This window comes from Clostridioides sp. ES-S-0001-03, assembly GCF_020676075.1.
Lineage (GTDB): Bacteria > Bacillota > Clostridia > Peptostreptococcales > Peptostreptococcaceae > Clostridioides.
In genome coordinates, this window is sequence record NZ_JACVWJ010000001.1 from 306,754 (window position 1) to 327,867 (window position 21,114).

Consider the following 21,114-nt stretch of genomic DNA (forward strand, 5'->3'; position numbering starts at 1 on the left):
GTAATTTTAGGAGGCTTAACTATGAGTTTTAAAAAAGATTTTTTATGGGGAGGAGCTACTGCAGCTAATCAATGTGAAGGTGGATATAATGAAGATGAAAGAGGTCTAGCAAATGTAGATGTATGTCCAACAGGAAAAGATAGAACAGCAGTTATTACAGGAAAATTAAAAATGTTTGATTTTGATGATGAGCATTATTATCCAGCTCAAACTGGTATTGATATGTACCATAATTATAAAGAAGATATAAAGTTATTTGGTGAAATGGGATTTAAAGTATATAGAATGAGTATTGCATGGAGTAGAATATTCCCAAAAGGTGACGAAGAAACACCAAATGAAAAGGGGCTTCAGTTTTATGAAAATATATTTAAAGAATGTAAAAAGTATAACATAGAGCCACTAGTTACTATTACACATTTTGATTGTCCAATGCATTTGATTGAAAAGTATGGTGCATGGCGTAATCGTAAAATGATAGGCTTTTATGAGAAACTATGTAATGTTATCTTTAGAAGATATAAAGGATTAGTGAAGTATTGGTTAACTTTTAATGAAATAAATATGATTTTACATGCTCCATTTATGGGTGCTGGTATTTGTTTTGAGGAAGGAGAAGATGTTGAAAAGATAAAATATCAGGCTGCTCACCATGAACTTGTAGCTAGTGCAGTTGCAACTAAAATAGCACATGAAGTTGATGCAAATAACTTAGTTGGATGTATGTTTGCGGCTGGAAGTGTATATCCTTATAGTTGCAATCCTAATGATGTATGGGAAGCTACGAAGTTAGATAGAGAAAATTATTTCTTTGTAGACGTGCAATCTAGAGGAAAATATCCTAATTATGCATTAAAATATATGGAACAAAAGGGTATTACACCAGAAATGGAGATTGGTGATATTGAATTATTGAATAAATATACAGTAGATTTTATTTCATTCTCATATTACAACAGCCGTTGTGTTAGAACTGATGAAAACTCAGATGATGTAGCTGAAGGAAATATATTTACATCTGCTAAAAATCCATATCTTTCATACAGCCAATGGGGATGGCCAATTGACCCACTAGGTCTAAGAATTACATTAAATCATGTATATGATAGATATGAAAAGCCATTATTTATTGTAGAAAATGGATTAGGTGCAAAAGATATAGCTGATGAAAATGGCTATGTAGAAGATGATTACAGAATTGATTATTTAAGAGAACATATAAAAGCTATGTACGATGCAGTTTCTATAGATGGTGTAGATTTATTAGGTTATACTACATGGGGGCCTATTGATTTAGTAAGTGCTGGCACAGGTGAAATGGAAAAGCGTTATGGATTTATATATGTAGACAGAGATAATATTGGTAATGGAAGTTTGAGAAGAACGAAAAAGAAAAGTTTTGAATGGTATAAGAAAGTAATTGCTTCAAATGGTGAAGATTTAGATTAGGGAAGAAGAATATAAAACTAATGATATGTATGATTTTTTCTATTTTACCTACCATCAAAATTTAAGATAATTAAAAAAGAAATAATAAAAAATAATATATAAAAATCCAAAAAGGAAGTTGAACTTAAAGTTTGATTAGAAAAAATCAATTTTGAGACAACTTCTTTTTAATGTTTTTGATACTAATATAGCATGCACTATGGTACGAGTATCTTTAAAATTAAATAGCTCACCAAACATAGTTTTATTTCTCAAATGATGACCATATACTATTACACCTTTACCATTTTAAAAATTATTTCTATAATCCATGAAGATACTACCTATTGTAGAGTTTAAATGAATACTTATAAAACAATCGCAATTACTGGAGTCTCCTTTTGAGCTTATTGAGTATAGAGAATGGAATTTATCATCTAATGGAATAGTTCTTTTTAAAAGATTCTTTGCAATTAACCATGATATAGACTTCTAAAAATTATTTAGTGAAAAGGAACTCAGAGTGTATAATAAAAGTTCCTTTTTCAAAAGGAAAACTATTGTCATTTTCGAACTTTTATTATCCTGATATTATTTAAATATAACAACAACAAAATAAATCACAAACAAATCAAAACTAAAATTTAAAATATCAGGAGGTACAATATGTTAATAAATATGAAGGAAATGTTAAAAGTAGCACAAGAAAATCAATTTGCAGTACCAGCATTTAATATAGGGAGTGGGCAAATACTTAAAGCAGTAGTACAGAGTGCTAATGAAAAAAATGCACCAGTAATACTTGCAATACACCCAAATGAGTTAAGTTTCCTAGAAGATAGCTTTGTAGCTAGTTGTATAGAAGAAGCAAATAAGAGTAAAGTACCTATGGTAATACATTTAGATCATGGGGCAAATAAAGAGCAAATATTAAGAGCGATAAAATGTGGATTTACATCAGTAATGATTGATGGCTCACATTTATCATATGAAGAAAATGTAGCAATATCTAGGGCAGTAGTAGAAATTGCAAAAGGATTAAATATATCTGTAGAAGGAGAACTTGGAACAATAGGAACAACTGGAACATCAGGAGAAGGTGGTTCTGATGAAATAATATATACAAATCCACAATTAGCTAGGGATTTTGTTGAAAAAACAGGTGTAGACACATTAGCCATTGCAATTGGTACAGCACATGGTATATATCCAAAAGGGTTTAAACCAGAGCTTAAATTAGATTTATTAAAAGAAATAAAAGAAGTAGTAGATATACCTTTAGTTCTTCATGGCGGATCGTCAAATCCAGATGAAGAAATAGCACAAGCAGTTAAACTAGGAGTTTGTAAAGTAAATATTTCAAGTGATGTTAAATCAGCGTATTATAAGAAGTGCAGAGAAGTATTAGAACAAAATCCAAGTTTATATGAACCAGATGCTATATATCCACAATGTATAGAAGCTGCAAGGGAAGTTATAGAATTTAAAATGAATTTATTCAATGACATAGATAAATTAAAATGCTTTTCACCAAAAGAAGAATCAGTGATTGGATAACAAATTAAAGGGAGGGGCGAATTTATGGTAGATAAAATATTACGTAGTGATTGTATTGTATTAGATAAACAATTACAAACTAAAAAAGATGTAATTGATTATATGGCAAATCATTTGTATCATGGAAATTATATAAATGATAAAGAAAAGTTTATAATTGATATTAATAAACGTGAAAAAGAATCACCAACTAACATGGGAAATTTAATAGCTATCCCTCATGCTAAGTCAAGTACAGTAAAGCGACCTGTAATGATGTATTTAAGAACAGATAAGGATATCACGGATAATGATGGTCAAAAACTTAGGTCATTTTTTATGATAGCAGTTCCAGAGTCAGGTTTAGACGAGCATCTTAAGATTATATCTAAACTAGCTACATATTTAATGGATGAAAATCTTATTAAGAACCTACTAAGTGCAGAAACTCCATATGAAATATTAGATATATTTAATTATAAAGCTGTAGAATCAGGAGATTCAAGTAATAATCAAAATAAAGGTCTTATAGTTGGAATAACAGGATGTCCAACAGGTATAGCTCATACTTTTATGGCAAAAAAAGCGTTAGAAGAAGCAGGTCAAGAACTTGGATATGAAGTTAAAATAGAAACACATGGAGCCATAGGTGTAGAAAATAAGTTAACTAAAGAAGATATAAAAAGAGCTGAATACGTAATAATAGCTTGTGATAGAGAAGTTCAAACAAGTAGATTTATAGGAAAGAAAGTATTACAAAAGAAAGTAGCAGATGCTAAGAATGTTTCATTAGCCAAAAATTTAATTATAAATGCTGAAAATGGAATGGCTAAAGAAATTAAGCCAGGTGGAAAAACTTTAGAAGATTCAAAAGAAATACTTCAAGGGTCAGAGAAAAAAGGTATTTATAAGCACTTAATGAATGGTGTATCTGAAATGATTCCATTTGTAGTAGTAGGTGGGATTGGTATAGCTATAGCATTTATGTTTGGTATATTTGCATCAGACCCAACTCATGAAACATACAATCCTATAGCTGGATTTTTTGGACAACTTGGAGGCGATTCAGCATTTAAGTTATTCATACCAATACTTGCTGGTTTTATAGCTAAATCAATTGCAGGAAGACAAGGTTTTGCTCCTGCTATGATAGCTGGTTTTATGGCAGTTATTGGAGGTTCAGGATTCCTAGGAGGTATGGTAGCAGGATTTGCAACTGGATATATAGCTTTAGGAGTAATGAAGATAACAGAAAACTTACCAGATGTATTAAAAGGGGTAAATGCTGTACTGATATGTCCACTGCTGATTGCATTCACAAGTGGAGCTATAATGTTCTTCGTAGTTAATACACCAGCATCATGGTTAAATGAAGCTTTACAGTCCTGGTTACAAAGTATGTCTGGAACTAATAAAGTATTACTAGGTGCAATATTAGCAGGAATGATGGCATCAGATATGGGAGGACCTATTAATAAAACAGCTTCTGCATTTGGATTAGCTATGTTTTCTAGTAATGTATTTGAACCATCAGCAGCATTAATGGTGGGTGGAATGGTACCTCCATTAGCAATAGCATTAGCCATGTTAATATTTAAAAATAAGTTTACTAAAGAAGAAAGAAAGTCAGCACTACCAACTGCTATAATGGGAGCATCTTTTATAACGGAAGGAGCAATACCCTTTGCAGCTGCAGATCCGTTAAGAATGATTCCGGCAAACATAATTGGTTCTTGTATAGGTGGGGCAATATGTATGAGTTTAGATATAACCTTGATGGCACCACATGGAGGAATATTTGTAATACCATTTGCATGTAGTGCACCAGTTGCGTATATAGCTTGTATATTAGCTGGTACAGTAATAACAACTTTAATTATAGGAATAACAAAGCCTACTATAAAGAGTGGAAGTGGTGAAGTTGAAGTACTTGGTGCTTAAATTATAAATAAGAGTTAAAATAAGGATATTGGAAGTAGTTAGCAACCTCTCAATATCCTTATTTTTTATTTTAAAATTATATCCTATATTATATCGATTTTGTAAAGTGTATCATAAATTCTTTTATGATACAGAAGTATTTTAGTATTTTTACATAGTTATTAAATATGCTAAAATAGTAATTAATAGAAATATCAAAAAATGGGTAGGGGGCATAAGTATGCTTGCATCAAGGCAAATTGAATTTCTTAAATTGATATTAAATGAAAGTGAATATAGACCTATAAAATACTTTAAAGATAAATTAAATGTATCAGATAAAACATTACAAAAAGATTTGAAGATGATTGAGATATATTTAGAAACTTTCGGTATAAAAATTGATATAAAAAGGGGTTGCGGAATATTAATAGAAGCGTCAGCAAAGAAAGATATAGACCTAATTAATAGTTTAAATATACAACCAAAGGGAAATAAGTCTTTATCAGTAGAGCAAAGAAGAATGGAAATTTTAAAATATCTATTATTAAATTCAAATAATATAACTTCAATAAATCAGTTATCGGATAAATATTATGTAAGTAAAACTTCTATAGTAAATGATTTTAAATATATAGAGGAATGGATAAAAGAATATAATTTAAAACTTAATAAAACCTTAGAGGGAACTAAAATTATAGGTAAAGAAGTAGATATAAGGAAATCGATTGCTAAGATGGTAGATGATTTATTAGATGAAAATTATGAACAGCACGATATATCTGAGTTAACCAGATTAGATTCTGCTACATTTAGTGCATTGATAAATTTATTTGATATTGATTCTATCATATTTGTAGAAACTATAATTACAGAATTAGAAGATAATTTAGGATATGTTATAAGTCAGCCCTACTATATAAATTTAATTACACATATACTTATATGCTTAAAGAGAGTTGAAGAAGGTAATCAAATAGATTTTCAGGAAGAAAAGGAAGTCTCTATATGTAATTTGGATGAGTTAGTATATCAAAAGGTCACTACACTTATAGGTAAAATAGAAAATAGATACAGAGTAAAAATAACTAAAGATGAAATTAAATATATATATATATATTTAGTATCATCTGGATTTAGTAGCGAAAGCAATAAGCGTTGCAATGATGAATCAGATATATTAAGTGATAGTGAAAAAATATCATCTATAATGATAGAGAATATGTCACAGTTTTTAAATATAAATCTTAAAGATGATGAACTACTGCAAAAAAGTCTGACATCTCATGTAAGACACATGTTAAACAGATTAAGATATGATATCCAAATAAAAAATCCATTATTAGAAGAGATACAAGAGCGATTTTCTGAGGTATTGGGGTTATGCATGATGACTATAAATATTATGACAGAGCATTATAATCTGAAGAATATTAGTATAGATGAAGTTTCGTATATTGCTACATATTTTCAAGCAGCTATAGAAAGAAATATGAGTAGTAAAAGAGTAATAGTAGTTTGTAATACAGGATATGGAACATCTCAGCTTCTTGCTGCTAGATTAAAAAGAGAATTTCCTGAATGGACTATAGTTGATATAATTCCCATGCATCAGTTGAATAAGCGAAATTTGGATGATGTAGATTTTGTAATATCTACTGTAAATTTAGATTTGAAAGAGAAATCACATATAGTTGTATCAGTACTATTAATGGAAAGTGATATTAATAATATAAAAAATGCTTTACTTAATAAACCTAGAAAAAGTATGGACTTAGATACAAACTTATTAGGAGTATATTTAAAAGATAATATATATTTTAATTTTGATGTAAGCCAGATGAGAAGTTTAATAGGTATGAATTTAAGCAGTAAATATGAATCTATTGCATTAGGAAAAGATTTAAATATATATATATGCAATCAAAGTAAAGTAAATAAGGGAATAATGAATGTCAATAATATTAATAGAACGATTGACCTTTACTTAGAAACTAGTAATCATAGCTTTTTAAAACATATTCTGATTGAAGTATCAAATCTATATAGGCAAAAGAACTATATAAATTATATAATAGATTGCGAAAGAGAAGAGGATATTAAAATATTATTTGATAACAATGTACTGGAGAAAATAAATGGAAATTAGAGAAATATTAAGCGAAGAAAGTGTTATTTTAGACTTAAAATCAACTACAAAAGAAGGTATAATACAAGAATTAGTAGATAAATTATATGATAAAGGAAGTATAACTTCAAAAAGTAAGTTTATAAAGGCACTAAAGCATAGAGAGAAAATGGGCTCTACAAGTATAGGTTATCAAATGGCTATGCCACATGGAAAAACAAAGTATGTAAAGAAAGCATCTGTGGTAATAGGTAAATCTAGAGAAGGTGTAGATTGGCCAAGTATAGATGGCTTGCCTGTAAAATTAGTAATTATGTTTGCTATGCCACAATCTGAAGGTAAAGAAGATATAATGTTAATATCTAAAATATCTTATATTTTAGGTGGTAAAGATATAAGTGAAAGGCTTTTAAGTGCACATACCAAAAAAGAAATAGTAGGTGTATTTTATGAAGCATAGATATTGTATAAACTATAAATTTGAATTTATTTTGGAATGAAAAATGTGTTATCATCGTTACCGATTATAAACATGTGCCAAATTATTGATATGAGTTATTAGGATTAAACAAAGGAAAGTTATTAGTTGATAATAATGTAGCAGGATTCATGGAGAGATTTGCTAAAAAGGAAGAGAGAGTTTATTTTATAGTAAGAGATAAAAAAGACGAGCTTAAATTTCAAGTTTGTCTTTTTTATTATACAAAACCTATAATACTTTAAAATCTATAAAAAACTTGTGTAATAGAGGTATTAAAAATTTAATGGTAATCAAATTCTTTACCAATGAATATAAAAAACATCTTCGTGTTATAATAGTTTAAACTAATGAACGAAAGGTAGATGAATGTATATGAAATATCAACATATAATTGAAGTTAATAAAGACCTTTGTATTGGATGTGGACTTTGTAAAAATGATTGTCCAGTAAATAATATAATTATAGAAAATAAAAAATCAGTAATTAAAAAACAAGATTGTCTAATGTGTGGACACTGTGCAGCAATCTGTCCCAAAGAAGCTATTACACTTACTGGGTTTGATGAACCACCAATAGAACTTACAAATAAGCCAAACTTAGACTCAGATGAATTACTAATGGCAATTAAATCTAGAAGAAGTATCCGGAAATTTAAAGATAAAGAAGTTTCTTCAGAAATTGTAAAGCAAATTATTGAAGCAGGTAGATACACACCTAGTGCTAAAAATTCACAAGATGTATCATATATTGTTTTAGACAATAAAAAAGCAATATATGAAAAGGAAGCAGTGAGATTTTTTAGAAAAATAAAACCTATTGCAAATATTGCTGTTAAATATTCAAAGGAAGTTGAGGTTAATGATAACTTTTTCTTCAAGCATGCTCCTATTGCAATAATGATAGTAACAAAAGATAAGATTAGTGGTTCACTTGCAGCATCTAATATGGCACTAATGGCAGAATCTTATGGTCTGGGGGTTTTATTTAGTGGATATTTTTCAGATGTAGCAAATAATTCACCAAAGTTAAAAAAACTTTTAGGTCTAAAACACAGGAATCATGTACTTATGACACTAGTGATTGGATATCCAGATGTTAAATATAGACGTACTGCACAAAAAGAACCAGCAAGTGTTAGATACTTATAAGGTATGGAGGAGTTTATGGAAAAAGAATGTCAGCAAAGAATACAAGAAATAACATCTAAATTTAAAGAATGTCGTAAAGCTATTTCTGCTATGGGAGATGAAACTAGACAGTTGATTTTAATAACACTCCTAGAAAGTGACTTCAATGGTATACGAGTAGGAGAAATTACAGAAAAAACACATCTTTCTCGCCCTGCTGTATCTCATCATCTTAAAATATTGAAAGAAGCAGAAATTGTTAATGTACGTAGAGAAGGAACTAGAAATTATTATTATCTTGATTCAAAAAAATCACAATGGAAATCACTAACAGAGCTAATAAATCTTATATTTGTTGGAATACAACATATTGGTGAAGATGATGTAAGAAAAGGTGAGTAAAATAAAGTGATTTAGCAAAAAGGGGTTGTCGCATGAATAAATTAAATTTGTTCTGTGATAGCTCTTTTTTATGTATAAAAATATATACATGAATGTTAAGATTAGTTGATAGAATTTAAGTAATAAATCTAATACTATAAACATAGGAGGTATGAAAAATATGATTAATACGAATTTGAAAAGACTAAGAAAAATTCACCAGTACACACAAGAAGAATTAGCTGAAAAACTTAATGTTTCTAGACAATCAGTAGCAAAATGGGAAAATGGAGAATCTACTCCTGATATAGATAGTTGTATTAAACTTGCAAAATTGTATAATGTCAGATTAGATGATTTAGTTAATCATTCGGAAGAAAAATCAGGGATTATAGTACCACCTACAGGAAAATTTTTCTTTGGAGCTGTCGTAGTTGGTGAACGTGGTCAGATTGTTATTCCAAAAGAAGCAAGGGATGTATTTAATATAAACTCAGGGGACAAATTATTGATACTAGGAGATGAAGAAAGAGGATTAGGAATTGTTCATCAACGTGATTTGATAAATTTTATAGGTCATATGGGGGTAATAAGTAAAGAAGAGTAATTTAAAAAAATTATAAAAGGATGGATAAAATATGGGTAAAATAGTATTTTTCAGTATTCCTGCATATGGTCACACCAATCCTACCGTTGAAGTAGTTTGTGAATTGGTAGATAGAAGGAATGAGGTATTGTATTATTCTTTTAATGAATTTAAAGATAAAATTGAAGGTGCTGGAGCAAAATTTATTTGTTGTGATAAATATCTTCCAGAATTACGTCCTGGAGATGAGAAAAAAATTGGTAAAGATTTTTCTGGGTTAATTGAGATGATAGTAGATACTACCATATCTTTAGATGAAAAAGTTTGTAGAGAACTTAAAGAATTTAATCCAGATTGTATTGTATCAGATTCACTAAGTTTTTGGGGAAAATTATTTGCACAAAAACTTAATATTCCATATATATGTTCTACAACAACTTTCGCGATTAATAAACATACAGCGAAGATGATGAAACAAAGCTTTATAGAAATTATACGTATGGTTTTTGGTATGAGACGCATTAATAAAAAAATAAAGCTTTTACGAAGAAAAGGATATGAGGTAAAAAACTTTATTTCTATAGTTTCTAATGATGATGATACGAATACTATTGTATATACATCAAAAGAATTTCAACCAATGGTAGAAACTTTTTCTAGTAAATATTCATTTGTAGGGCCATCAGTATCAAAGGTAATTATTGGATCCAAAGAGAGAAAGAAAAAGCTAATATATATTTCACTTGGTACAATTAATAATAAAAATATTAACTTTTATAAAAACTGTATAAATGCATTTGAAGATTATGAGGTTGATGTAATTATGTCTGTTGGTAGTGATACTGATATTAAAAGTTTAGGACATATACCAAATAATTTTGAAGTTAAAAATAGTGTCAAACAGACTACTGTACTTCAAGAAACTGATGTGTTTATTACTCATTGTGGGATGAATAGTGTTAATGAAAGTTTATATTATGGAGTACCTATGGTATTATTTCCACAACATTCGGAGCAGAGAATGGTAGCTAATAGAGTTACTTATTTGGGCGCAGGGCTCATGTTAAAAGAAAATAAATCAAAAGATATTAAAGATGCAGTATTTCAAGTTATGAATGATAATGAATACAAAGAAAATGCAACTAAACTATCAAAAAGTTTTTATAATGCAGGAGGTTCAAAAAAAGCAGCAGATGTGATATTACAGTTTATATGTGATAGTAGAGCAATTAAAATATAGTAAATTGGTTAAAATGGACAATACATACCACTTAATCAAAATACTGACAGTGGGGTCACTTAACCTACCAGTTGGGGCATATATATTGATACTAAATATGAGAGATGTTATATTTTAATAAAAAAATATAACATCTCTTTTTTAGTATATTATATCAAGTTTTTAACATTAGAACTGAAAAAAATTTAGATTGAAGTAGGGAGGATTAATATGAAAAAGTATAAAGTTATTTTAGGAGTATTAATTATAAGTATTATAAGTGTAACAGGGTTTGTTGTGTATAAAAACTACATTAAACCATGGAAGGAGGCTGAAATATATATTAACAAGTATATGGTAAAGCAAGATATTTCAAAAGATAATATAAAGAGTATTACAAGAGAAAAAGCAAAGAAAGCAAGCTACAAAGGAATACTATATAGAGTATATTACAAAGATGACCCTCAATATGAATATCAATATTTTTATAGTGATGATTATTATGCTCTATATGTAAATAAAGTAATGTTACAAATTTATGATATGGAAAATAATAATAAACTTTTAAAAAGCAATGAAGAATTAAAAGGTGTAAAGCATCCACCAATTTATCTTAAAGGCATGTTGGATAAATAGCTCATGATAAAATAGGAGTATTTTTATTGAAAAATAGATACATAACATTATATTCAATCTTAAAAAAGTATATTGTATAAAAAGTAATATATAGTAGGAATCTTCTAGAATAACTTCTGAATGATAATCATTTAAGTATAAAGTACATGGTGATATAAGAAGATTAAGAATAATTCTAAAACTATAAACTTGTAATTTATTGTCAGAATATATTGACAAAAGTAAAGTTTGAAATTATAATTTATATCAAGAATAGTTTGACAAAATAAAAACTAGTGACCTTATTTTAGTAAATTTATTTTTTTTTACTAATTTAAGAATAATTTAGGACTACTATAGACATATAGTTTATCATTTATTTAATATGACAAATAATTGTTATTGCTAGGAATACGATTTCTAAAGTCGCTAGATATAGTCTAACTTAAAGAGGGGAGGCATTAGCAAATACAAGTTTGCACCTAAAGAAGACTTAAAAGAAATAGTTAAAATAAGGTATCTCTTAACAATATTAATGGATATGTTATTAATTTATATTAGGTATTTTAGGAATAATTTGAGACATATAAAATATCATCAAAAAATATCAAATTGTGCTATATGTAGTTGAGAATAACTACAGAATACACACTTTATAATTATTGTTTTATTGATAAAAATTATTATATTTAGGAGGAAACAACAATGGAAAATTTTTGGAATCCGCTTACTTGCTTTACTGTATGTGTAATGATTTATGCTTTTAGTGAGTTTTTATCTAAGAAAACAAAAGGTGCAATTTCAACATTGCTATTTGTATGTATTATATTTTTATTAGGTTTTTGGACAAATATTCTTCCAAAAGATGTTACAGGAGCATCAGGGATATTAGCTGCAATGAGTAACTTTGGTATAGCATTGTTAATAACTAACTTGGGAACGCTTATAAACCTTGAGGATTTATGCCATGAATGGAAAACAGTTGTAATTGCATTAGTAGGTATTGTAGGCATAGCGGTTGGTTGTTTCACAGTTGGTAGTATGTTATTTGGTAGAGAGTATGCTTTAATAGCAGCACCTCCAATAGCAGGTTCTACTGTTGCTGGTATTATTGTAACAACGGTTGCAGAAGCAGCAAATAGACCTGAACTTGCAGCATTTGTAATCCTAGTATTGTCATTTCAAAAATTCTTTGGTATTCCTATAACAACATATTGCATAAATAAAGAATTAAAATTTAAAAGAGATAGGGGAGATTTCTTAAAGGATGTATCAAAGAGTAATTTTAAGCTTCCAAGTATGAGAATTTTTAAAGAAGAATCAAATAAGAAATCCTCCAATCTAGTATATCTTGCAAAACTTTCATTTGTTGCTATGATTGGGAACTTTGTAGGATTAGCTACTCTAATACCAGGATTTACTCCAGCAAATTATTATTTAAATCCAAATATAGCATGCTTGTTAGTAGGTTTAATTTTTACACGAATAGGATTTTTAGAAAAGGGAATTTTAGATAAATCTCAATCTAATGGAATTATAATGTTTGGATGTATGTTAATGTTACCTGGAGGACTTGCTAAGGTAACTCCAACAGCATTATTTGCAATGATTGTTCCAACTATAGGAATTCTAGTTGTAGGAGCTGTATTCATAATACTATTTACTGCAATTGTAGGAAAGTTATTAGGATACTCTCCAAGAATGTCAGCAGCAATTGGTGTAACTTGTATGCTTGCTTATCCAGCAACACAGATAATTTCTAATGAAGGTATTGATGCTATGGAAGGAACTGTAGAAGAGAAGCAAAGGGCAACAGATTATTTATTACCAAAAATGATTATAGGGGGATTTGTTACTGTAACTATTGCTTCAGTGGCATTTGCTAGTATAATAGGTCCACTTATATTTGGTTAATGTAAAATAGATTTATGGGAGGTAAAGTTAATGATAGGAAATATTTCTATAAATGAGATAGATGAAAAAAGACTCAAACTTGATGATTTAAGTAAGAAAATATGGAAAAATCCAGAGAAAGCATTTAAAGAATTCAAAGCATGTGAAAATACAGCAAATTTTCTAAGAAGTGAAGGATTTGATGTAGAAATAGGAGTAGGAGGTTTAGATACAGCTATTAAGGCTAGTTTTGGCTCAGGAAAACCAGTTATAGGTTTTATGGGAGAGTTTGATGCGCTACCTGGTTTAAACCAAAAAGTTTCAACAAAGCAAGAAGCATTTGAATTGGGCGGTTATGGTCATGGATGTGGACATAACTTATTATGTACTGCACATGTAGGAGCAGTAGTAGGACTTAAAAGAGAAATGATAGAAAACAATTTAAGTGGAACTATAGTATTTTATGCATGTCCAGGAGAAGAACAGTTAACAGGTAAAGGATTTATGGCTAGAGGTGGTGCATTTAAAGGATTAGACTTAGCTATAAATTTCCATCCAAATAAAATTAGTGAAGCTACAGTTGGCATATCAACAGCTGTTAACTCTGTAAAATTTCATTTTAAAGGAAAAACTGCACATGCTGGTTCAGACCCGCAAAATGGAAGAAGTGCTTTAGATGCTGTAGAACTTACTAATGTAGGAGCTAATTATTTGAGAGAACATGTTACTTCTGATGTAAGAATTCATTATACCATTACAGATGGAGGAGTAGCACCTAACATAGTTCCTGATAAAGCATCAGTATGGTATTATACAAGAGCTTTAAGTAGGGAAGCTGTAGAAAATACATATGAAAGACTTATAAAAGTAGCAAAAGGAGCTGCAATGATGACTGAGACTGAGGTTGAAGTAGAGTTTTTAGGAGGATGTTATAATACTCTAAATAATCATGTCTTAGCAAATCTTGTGTCAGAATGTATGGATAATATTAAACAAGAGCCTTGGACTCAAGATGAATTGGATTTTGCAGCTGAATTAGATAGACAAAGCCCACAACAATATAAGGCTATGATAAATAAATATAATTTACCAGAAGGAACTCATCTATATTATGGTGGAGGAAATGTTACGAACTTTAATAGCTATGGTTCTACTGATATTGGAGATGTAATGCATATAGTTCCTACAGCCTACTTTTTTACAGGATGTACAAACTTAGGGGCACCTGGGCATAGTTGGCAGTTTACATCTTGTGCAGGAAGTTCTATTGGAGAAAAAGGTATGATATATGCGGCAAAAATTATGGCTATGTTTGGAGCTAAGATACTGAATAATCCAGATATAGCTAAAAAGGCAAAAGAAGAATTCGATAAATCTATGAATGGAAAAACATATAAGTGTCCTATTCCAGATGATATTCCAACTCCTTAAATGAGATATAAAGTTTAAAATATAAGATTACAATTTTTATGCCAGCATTTTTTCATTATCAAAAGAACACGAAATTTTACTGTTTATTTGCTCATTGCGAAGTGAAATGGCTAGAAAATAATTTTAATAGGGAATAACATAAATTATTAATAAATATCACAAAAGGTATATCTTAAAAAACAAATATGGGATATACCTTTTAGAAAATCATATAACTTTATTTACTATTCAATGATAAAATATTTTTATGTACTCTAGATTTTAATGTTTGTTTTCTGATATAAATAATTTGTATACCCTCTCAGGTCTACCTTTTGTTGAGTTTTGTTTTTCGTATAATATAGTAGCATTTCCAGACTTTAGTAGACTACTTAAAAATCTATTGGCAGTTCTTACTGTTACATTTAAACAAGAAGATAATTCCTTAGGAGTAACTTCATCTCTTTGTAGAATTTCAATAACGGATATAATCTTTTGAATAGTAAGAGTAGACAATTTGGAATTTTTAGCAATTGTATTTATGTGTGGAGTTACTTTATTTGAAACAGTAAGTAATTTATCACATAGTAAAGGGCCTATTGTCTCATAACTTTCATTAACTAAGAAACTGTAGTTTAAAGGATTTATTTTAGATTCCTTATTAGCATTTATAGCATTAGACATGGCTTGTTTTATATTATTACCAATTCCATACCCAACACATACTTTAAGGTTTATACTATTTTCAATAGATTCTTTTATATAACATGTAGTGAAATTTTTAGTTAATGATTTAATGGTCTCACATTTAGTAAAAATCTTAAAAGAGCTAGTATCCTTTTCAATTATAAAATCAGTTAATTTATCTTTTTTTAGATTGTTTAATATTTTATAAATTTGGTCTATAGTATAATCATAATGGTTCATATCTTTAACTGTTATATATATTACACCAGGTTGGTTTACCTTCATTCTATGCAGATGAATGTCCTTTATTAATTCATTAAAAGTACTTTTCAATAAATTTATGTCAGGATATATGAAGTGAAAATTTACTCCTGCATCTTGTAACATAGGGACAATACTACTAAAACGAGTAGTAGAAAAATCAATTTTCCCTTCATTCCATAACTTAATATGTTTTTTTTCAATATTTTTTTCAAGCTCTGCTATATCAGATAAACTCATCTTAGAGGCATTTTCATTAATACTACACATTAAATCTCCAAATGTACCATTTGATAGATAATATGATATGTCTTTTGGATTATCTGCCCAATCCATTAGGTCAAAGTATGCTCTAGAAAAATCTAATGTATTGTATTTAAAAATAAGTTTTAGAAACATATCGTAATAACTTTGTAAATCAGTACCAAAATCAACTAAAGGTTTTTTTATAGTACCAACTTTTTTTGTAATAGCTTCCTTAGGTATAGGTCCACTGACTGCGAATCCATCAAACTTATCTTCGATTTCTAGATATAAATCTCCAACATGAGAAAAATCTTTATAAATATATATTTCAATTTCTGCATTAATATTTAATTTTTTTATAGAATTAGCTACAAATTCTTTTAAAAATTCAGTTGTTATGATTGCTATTTTCATAGATTACTTCCTTTTCAATTATTATAGTTATTTATATAACTTTTACTTTTTCTATTCATGGCAAAACTATATTTCTTTGTACTATTATATATAATAATATCATGCTCAAATATTTATTGTCTAACTAATTATAATCTATACAAGATGAAGGATAAATTACAAGTACTTTCTGAATCAATGATGATTCCTATTATATTACTTGTTCTAGCAGGGATATTTATAGAATTAGGGTTAGCTTTTGCAAATATGGAAAATGTTTCTGATTTAAGGCTTGTGGATTAATACATGAAGACTTATTTATAAATATATTCATTAAAGTAATAAATGATTTAGGATTTATTGTAATGAGATACTTACCAATATTCTTTATAGTTACTTATGTAATATTCACATGTGCAATTAAGAAGTTTGATATAAAGACACCAGGAAGAAGCTCAGAAGAAGTTAAGCTTTACAGTAAGAAAGAGTATAGATAAAGACAAGATGTAGATAATTTTAAAGCAGTAAATAATTGTGCAGTAGAAGATACAGTAGAAGACAAAGATACAGAACTTGTACATTCTATAATAGAAGGTTTAGCAGGAAGTGACAATATAAAAAGTATTACGAACTGTGCAACTAGGTCTAGAGTAGAGCTAAACCAAATAGATGGATTCTATGAGGATGGTTTTTGGGTAAATGAGCTAGGTGCAAGTGGAGTTGTTAGGAAGAAAAATTCAGTTCAAGTTATATTTGGGCCAAGAGTTATTACAATAGCATCTAAAATTAAAGTTGTGTTAGGTGTAGATTGATGAGTATAAAGCCATGTAAATTAGATTAGTTTGCATGGCTTTTTTAGTTGCAAGAGTATTATAGTTATTTTGAATCTATGGAAAACTTGTGCATAATAGCCACATCTACTAAATAAACTTATGATTTCAAAATAGAAAGGTTAAATTAAAAAATAATGAAGTGTAATACAATTAAACATGGTAAAACATAATGAAACATAACTAAAAATACAGAAAAATATAAAAAAATATAGCTAAATATAATAAAACATAATATAATTACTTTGAAGGGGGTGACAAAATGTGGGAGTTTTATAATAATTTAATAGATAAAATACCAGAAAACATAAGAGTAAAAGATTTTATTATAGGCTCAGAGTTTGCTATGGTAATAACAGATTATGGAGCAGGTATTAGTCATTTATTATCTGATAAAAGATTTCCTTTTGAAAACGATATAAAAATAAATATGTCTTTAAAAGATTTATGCAAGTCAATTAAATCTTGGAATTTTATAGAAGCTAGTTTAGGATTAGCAGCAATAAATTCTTATTATAATCAGAATATTTGCAATAAAACATTAAGCCTAGAGAAAATTAATCATCATTTCATTTCCATGATTGATGATTCATCAAAAAAAATAGCAGTAGTAGAGGGAAATCTTCAAAATAAAAATAAAATTAAATTTAGATATGATGTGGATTTTTTCAATAGAAAAATAGTAGAAGAGGATTACAACATATCAGCATATGGATATTTAGTAGAAAACTATGATAGTACATATTTAGGTGGAGACTTAATTATTAATAAACATTTAATAAAAATAGCAAATGATTCACTTAATAAAGAAAGCATAATTTGTGATATATCGACACCTATATCTTCAGATTTCAAAAAATTAGGCATAAAAAATATAGGTGGATTTGTTGTAGATGATATAGATAAATGTTTTAATTTAGTAAAAATAAGTGCACCTTATGAGGATATTGAAAAGACAGGTAACATAATGAAAATAGTAGAGACAAAAGGGGATTAAATAAGTGAATAAGAGTGCAAAAAGTAATAAGTTAATTATGTTTTGTTTAGTTATAATATTGATTACATTGATATTAGTATCACTAGCACTTGGAAAATATCCAGTAGAACCACATCAAGTATTTGGAATTTTAGTTTCGAAAATATGTAATATAGATAAGTTTTGGACAGATAGCATGGAAACTATATTTTTAAATGTTAGATTACCAAGAATAGTACTTGCATGTTTAGTAGGTGGGGCATTGGCAGCTGCAGGAGCATCATATCAATATATTTTTTTAAATCCTATGGCATCACCAGATATACTAGGGGCATCATCAGGAGCAGCATTTGGAGCTGCTTTAGCATTATTTCTTTATAAAAGTGGTAGAGAGGTTACAGTTAGTGCATTCATCTTTAGTTTAATTACTGTAATTTTAGTCTATTTGATAAGTGAAAGAACAAAGGGAAGTAAAGTGTTAGGCTTAATTTTATCTGGTATTATGGTAAGTTCATTATTTTCTTCAGGTACATCTTTTATAAAACTTGTAGCAGACCCTAATGACCAGTTACCTGCAATTACATATTGGTTAATGGGAAGTTTATCAGGAGCTAAAATATCTGACATAAAATTTGCAATTATTCCTATGTTAATAGGTATAGTACCTCTAATACTTATTAGCTGGCAAATAAACATATTGACTGTAGGAGAAGATGAGGCAAGAACGATGGGGATAAATACAAAGCGTATAAGATTTATTACTATTATATGTGCTACACTTTTAACTTCTGCAAGTGTTGCTGTAAGTGGAATGATAGGTTGGGTTGGTCTTGTAATACCACATTTATCTAGAAGATTAGTTGGAAATAATTTTGTTTATTTATTGCCAACATCAGCTATGTTTGGAGCATCGTTTTTGTTGTTAGTTGATAATGTATCTAGAAATTTATGGACTAGTGAGATACCTATAGGTATATTAACATCGTTTATTGGTGTACCATTTTTCATATATCTGATTACGAAAAGAGGGGATTAATATGATTTTAGAAGTTAAAGATCTCAGTTATTTTTATAAAAATCAAAATGTACTTAATCAAATATCCTTTAATGTTGAAGGTAGTCAGTTACTATGTATATTAGGACCTAATGGTGCAGGGAAAAGTACTATGTTTAAGTGTATACTTCAGTTATTAAAAGGATATAAAGGTGAAATATTATTGGATGGAAAAAACTTGAAGGATTACAAAATTAAGAATCTAGCAAGAAAAATAGCTTATATCCCTCAGTCTCATAATCCCGTATTTAGTTATTCTGTTGTTGAAATGGTATTGATGGGAACAACATCACAAATTTCACCTATGTCTAAACCTACTAAAAAACAAATGGAAATAGTTGAAGAATCTTTAGACAAAATAGGAATTTCTTATTTAAAAGATAGGAATTTTATAAATTTAAGTGGAGGAGAAAGACAATTAGTACTTATTGCAAGAGCTTTAGCTCAAAATGCAAAGATACTTATTATGGACGAGCCAACCTCTGATTTAGATTATGGTAATCAAATTAGAGTATTAAATACAGTAAAAGAATTAACAAGGGATGGATATATAATAATTCAGTCAACACATAATCCAGACCAAGCCTTTTTGTATGCAGACAAGGTTTTAGCTTTATACAATCATGAAATATTAGCTTTTGGTGTGCCTAAGTACATAATTAATTCTGGTCTAATTAAAAAATTATATAACATAGATGTAGAATTAAACAGCTTATATGATGATAAAATTAGAGTCTGCATACCAAAAAGTGTAACTATATAATTTACTTAAGGGGGATAAAATGAAAAAGAAATTATTATCATTGTTATTGGTATTAACTTTAGCAATAACATCTTTAGTTGGATGTACATCGTCAAATGGTGATGCTAAAGAAAAAAAAGAGGATAAAAATGCATCTAAAACAATAATGTTTACTGATTCAGTAGGTAGAAAAGTTGAGATTCCAGCAAATATTGAAAAAATAGCACCTTCAGGAAGTTTAGCACAAATCGTACTATTTTCAGTAGCACCAGATAAGCTAGTTGGACTATCAGGAGATTGGACAGATGATTCAAAAGACTATGTGGATAAAAAGTATACTAGTCTTCCTGTTTTTGGTCAATTTTATGGTAAGGGAGATTTAAATATGGAAGCCCTTGCAGCAGCAGAACCACAAGTAATTATCGATATAGGTGAGAAGAAAGGTAGCATGAAAGAAGATTTAGATTCTATACAAGAACAAACAGGTATACCAACTATATTTATAGAAGCTACAACTGCTAATATGTCAGAATGTTACACTAAGCTAGGAGAAATCTTAAATGTAGAAGATAATGCAAAAGTATTAGCTGATTACTGTAAAACTACTTATGATACAACTGTAGAAACGATGAAGAAAATAGGTGATAAGAATAAAGTAAACCTTGCTTATTGCGTAGGAGACACAGGAACAAATGTAATCGCAGAAGGGTCTTTCCACTCTGAGATTATTAATATACTTGCAAATAATGTTGCAAAGCTCAATGACCCATCAAGTAAAGGCAATGGAAATGAAGTATCGTTAGAACAATTATATTTATGGAATCCAGATGTAATAGTGTTTGCACCACAGAGTATATATAGTAAAGTAGGAAGTCAAACTGAATGGCAAAAAATAAGTGCTATATCTAGTGGTAAATACTATGAAGCACCAAGTACGCCATATAATTGGATGGGATTCCCTCCATCTGTAAATAGATATATGGGTATGATTTGGCTATCTGAAATACTTTATCCAGAGAATTTTAATTATGATTTAAAAGAAAAAACAAAAGAATTTTATAAGTTATTTTATCATGTTGATTTAAGTGATGAACAATATAGCAAATTAACTAAAAACGCTATTAAATAGTATATAGATATAAAGTTACTAAATAATGTTTAGACATAAAGTTATTAAATAATATATAGACATAAATTAAA

The 21,114-nt window shown here is 28.7% G+C and carries 20 protein-coding genes and 1 pseudogene; 20 read left to right on the forward strand and 1 reads right to left on the reverse strand.

What is annotated here, in order from left to right:
• Positions 1–21 precede the first annotated feature (21 nt).
• The 13 genes and pseudogenes from IC174_RS01350 (at position 22) to IC174_RS01405 (ending at position 14,746) form a co-directional block, all read left to right on the forward strand.
• Positions 22–1,449, forward strand: a complete 1,428-nt coding sequence (locus IC174_RS01350; protein ID WP_227481936.1) for a 6-phospho-beta-glucosidase — start codon at positions 22–24, stop codon at positions 1,447–1,449.
• A 645-nt stretch (positions 1,450–2,094) separates the two neighbouring features.
• Positions 2,095–2,985, forward strand: a complete 891-nt coding sequence (locus IC174_RS01355) for a ketose-bisphosphate aldolase (protein WP_227481937.1) — start codon at positions 2,095–2,097, stop codon at positions 2,983–2,985.
• 24 nt (positions 2,986–3,009) lie between these two features.
• Complete coding sequence (locus IC174_RS01360) at positions 3,010–4,905, forward strand: fructose-specific PTS transporter subunit EIIC (RefSeq protein ID WP_227481938.1); 1,896 nt, start codon at positions 3,010–3,012, stop codon at positions 4,903–4,905.
• Between the two features lie 220 nt (positions 4,906–5,125).
• The gene (locus tag IC174_RS01365) at positions 5,126–7,033 is read left to right on the forward strand and encodes a BglG family transcription antiterminator (protein ID WP_227481939.1); all 1,908 of its coding nucleotides are present in this window, start codon (positions 5,126–5,128) and stop codon (positions 7,031–7,033) included.
• Positions 7,023–7,472 carry a PTS sugar transporter subunit IIA gene (locus IC174_RS01370; protein WP_227433826.1) on the forward strand — a complete coding sequence of 150 codons (450 nt, stop codon included), beginning with the start codon at positions 7,023–7,025 and terminating at the stop codon, positions 7,470–7,472. The genes IC174_RS01365 and IC174_RS01370 overlap by 11 nt, the downstream gene beginning before the upstream one ends.
• A 393-nt stretch (positions 7,473–7,865) precedes the next feature.
• Positions 7,866–8,642: a nitroreductase family protein gene (locus tag IC174_RS01375; RefSeq protein ID WP_227481940.1), complete on the forward strand. Its 777-nt coding sequence runs from the start codon at positions 7,866–7,868 to the stop codon at positions 8,640–8,642.
• A 15-nt stretch (positions 8,643–8,657) separates the two neighbouring features.
• A complete protein-coding gene (locus IC174_RS01380) occupies positions 8,658–9,023 on the forward strand; it encodes an ArsR/SmtB family transcription factor (protein WP_227433828.1) in 366 nt (121 codons plus the stop codon).
• 160 nt (positions 9,024–9,183) lie between these two features.
• Positions 9,184–9,366: pseudogene (locus tag IC174_RS21315) on the forward strand (helix-turn-helix transcriptional regulator); the annotation flags it as partial.
• Positions 9,367–9,393: 27 nt separating this feature from the next.
• Positions 9,394–9,609: an AbrB/MazE/SpoVT family DNA-binding domain-containing protein gene (locus IC174_RS21320; RefSeq protein ID WP_413926638.1), complete on the forward strand. Its 216-nt coding sequence runs from the start codon at positions 9,394–9,396 to the stop codon at positions 9,607–9,609.
• A gap of 31 nt (positions 9,610–9,640) precedes the next feature.
• Positions 9,641–10,828, forward strand: a complete 1,188-nt coding sequence (locus IC174_RS01390; RefSeq protein ID WP_227481941.1) for a macrolide family glycosyltransferase — start codon at positions 9,641–9,643, stop codon at positions 10,826–10,828.
• A 210-nt stretch (positions 10,829–11,038) separates the two neighbouring features.
• The gene (locus IC174_RS01395) at positions 11,039–11,443 is read left to right on the forward strand and encodes a DUF3139 domain-containing protein (protein WP_227433831.1); all 405 of its coding nucleotides are present in this window, start codon (positions 11,039–11,041) and stop codon (positions 11,441–11,443) included.
• A 684-nt stretch (positions 11,444–12,127) separates the two neighbouring features.
• Complete coding sequence (locus tag IC174_RS01400; protein WP_227433832.1) at positions 12,128–13,336, forward strand: hypothetical protein; 1,209 nt, start codon at positions 12,128–12,130, stop codon at positions 13,334–13,336.
• Positions 13,337–13,366: 30 nt separating this feature from the next.
• On the forward strand, positions 13,367–14,746 hold the full coding sequence (locus IC174_RS01405; RefSeq protein ID WP_227481942.1) for a M20 family metallopeptidase: 1,380 nt from the start codon (positions 13,367–13,369) through the stop codon (positions 14,744–14,746).
• A gap of 261 nt (positions 14,747–15,007) precedes the next feature.
• On the opposite strand, the gene IC174_RS01410 is transcribed toward IC174_RS01405, so the two are convergent.
• A complete protein-coding gene (locus IC174_RS01410) occupies positions 15,008–16,333 on the reverse strand; it encodes a hypothetical protein (RefSeq protein WP_227481943.1) in 1,326 nt (441 codons plus the stop codon).
• 144 nt (positions 16,334–16,477) lie between these two features.
• Between IC174_RS01410 and IC174_RS01415 the strand changes: the two genes are divergently transcribed.
• From IC174_RS01415 to IC174_RS01440, 7 genes are all read left to right on the forward strand, one after another.
• Positions 16,478–16,615, forward strand: coding sequence for a hypothetical protein (locus tag IC174_RS01415; RefSeq protein ID WP_227481944.1), 138 nt, complete (start codon positions 16,478–16,480; stop codon positions 16,613–16,615).
• A 62-nt stretch (positions 16,616–16,677) separates the two neighbouring features.
• Entirely contained in the window at positions 16,678–16,809 is a 132-nt protein-coding gene (locus tag IC174_RS21000; RefSeq protein ID WP_255613126.1) for a hypothetical protein, read from the forward strand.
• Positions 16,810–16,899: 90 nt separating this feature from the next.
• The gene (locus tag IC174_RS01420) at positions 16,900–17,124 is read left to right on the forward strand and encodes a PTS transporter subunit EIIB (protein WP_227482144.1); all 225 of its coding nucleotides are present in this window, start codon (positions 16,900–16,902) and stop codon (positions 17,122–17,124) included.
• 280 nt (positions 17,125–17,404) lie between these two features.
• Complete coding sequence (locus tag IC174_RS01425; protein ID WP_227481945.1) at positions 17,405–18,139, forward strand: enolase N-terminal-like fold-containing protein; 735 nt, start codon at positions 17,405–17,407, stop codon at positions 18,137–18,139.
• Between the two features lie 4 nt (positions 18,140–18,143).
• Positions 18,144–19,154, forward strand: coding sequence for a FecCD family ABC transporter permease (locus tag IC174_RS01430; RefSeq protein ID WP_413926936.1), 1,011 nt, complete (start codon positions 18,144–18,146; stop codon positions 19,152–19,154).
• A gap of 1 nt (position 19,155) precedes the next feature.
• Positions 19,156–19,935 carry an ABC transporter ATP-binding protein gene (locus IC174_RS01435; protein ID WP_227433848.1) on the forward strand — a complete coding sequence of 260 codons (780 nt, stop codon included), beginning with the start codon at positions 19,156–19,158 and terminating at the stop codon, positions 19,933–19,935.
• Positions 19,936–19,954: 19 nt separating this feature from the next.
• Positions 19,955–21,043 (forward strand): ABC transporter substrate-binding protein, encoded by a 1,089-nt coding sequence (locus tag IC174_RS01440; RefSeq protein WP_227481946.1) that lies wholly within the window; start codon positions 19,955–19,957, stop codon positions 21,041–21,043.
• Positions 21,044–21,114 lie beyond the last annotated feature (71 nt).

Coding starts and splice junctions, on each gene's coding strand:
- IC174_RS01350 (WP_227481936.1), top strand. CDS start 22: ATGAGTTTTAAAAAAGATTTTTTATGGGGAGGAGCTACTGCAGCTAAT.
- IC174_RS01370 (WP_227433826.1), top strand. CDS start 7,023: ATGGAAATTAGAGAAATATTAAGCGAAGAAAGTGTTATTTTAGACTTA.
- IC174_RS01365 (WP_227481939.1), top strand. CDS start 5,126: ATGCTTGCATCAAGGCAAATTGAATTTCTTAAATTGATATTAAATGAA.
- IC174_RS01410 (WP_227481943.1), bottom strand. CDS start 16,333: ATGAAAATAGCAATCATAACAACTGAATTTTTAAAAGAATTTGTAGCT.
- IC174_RS21000 (WP_255613126.1), top strand. CDS start 16,678: ATGAGATACTTACCAATATTCTTTATAGTTACTTATGTAATATTCACA.
- IC174_RS01390 (WP_227481941.1), top strand. CDS start 9,641: ATGGGTAAAATAGTATTTTTCAGTATTCCTGCATATGGTCACACCAAT.
- IC174_RS01375 (WP_227481940.1), top strand. CDS start 7,866: ATGAAATATCAACATATAATTGAAGTTAATAAAGACCTTTGTATTGGA.
- IC174_RS01405 (WP_227481942.1), top strand. CDS start 13,367: ATGATAGGAAATATTTCTATAAATGAGATAGATGAAAAAAGACTCAAA.
- IC174_RS01355 (WP_227481937.1), top strand. CDS start 2,095: ATGTTAATAAATATGAAGGAAATGTTAAAAGTAGCACAAGAAAATCAA.
- IC174_RS01415 (WP_227481944.1), top strand. CDS start 16,478: ATGAAGGATAAATTACAAGTACTTTCTGAATCAATGATGATTCCTATT.
- IC174_RS01425 (WP_227481945.1), top strand. CDS start 17,405: ATGTGGGAGTTTTATAATAATTTAATAGATAAAATACCAGAAAACATA.
- IC174_RS01400 (WP_227433832.1), top strand. CDS start 12,128: ATGGAAAATTTTTGGAATCCGCTTACTTGCTTTACTGTATGTGTAATG.
- IC174_RS01435 (WP_227433848.1), top strand. CDS start 19,156: ATGATTTTAGAAGTTAAAGATCTCAGTTATTTTTATAAAAATCAAAAT.
- IC174_RS01360 (WP_227481938.1), top strand. CDS start 3,010: ATGGTAGATAAAATATTACGTAGTGATTGTATTGTATTAGATAAACAA.
- IC174_RS01380 (WP_227433828.1), top strand. CDS start 8,658: ATGGAAAAAGAATGTCAGCAAAGAATACAAGAAATAACATCTAAATTT.
- IC174_RS01440 (WP_227481946.1), top strand. CDS start 19,955: ATGAAAAAGAAATTATTATCATTGTTATTGGTATTAACTTTAGCAATA.
- IC174_RS01395 (WP_227433831.1), top strand. CDS start 11,039: ATGAAAAAGTATAAAGTTATTTTAGGAGTATTAATTATAAGTATTATA.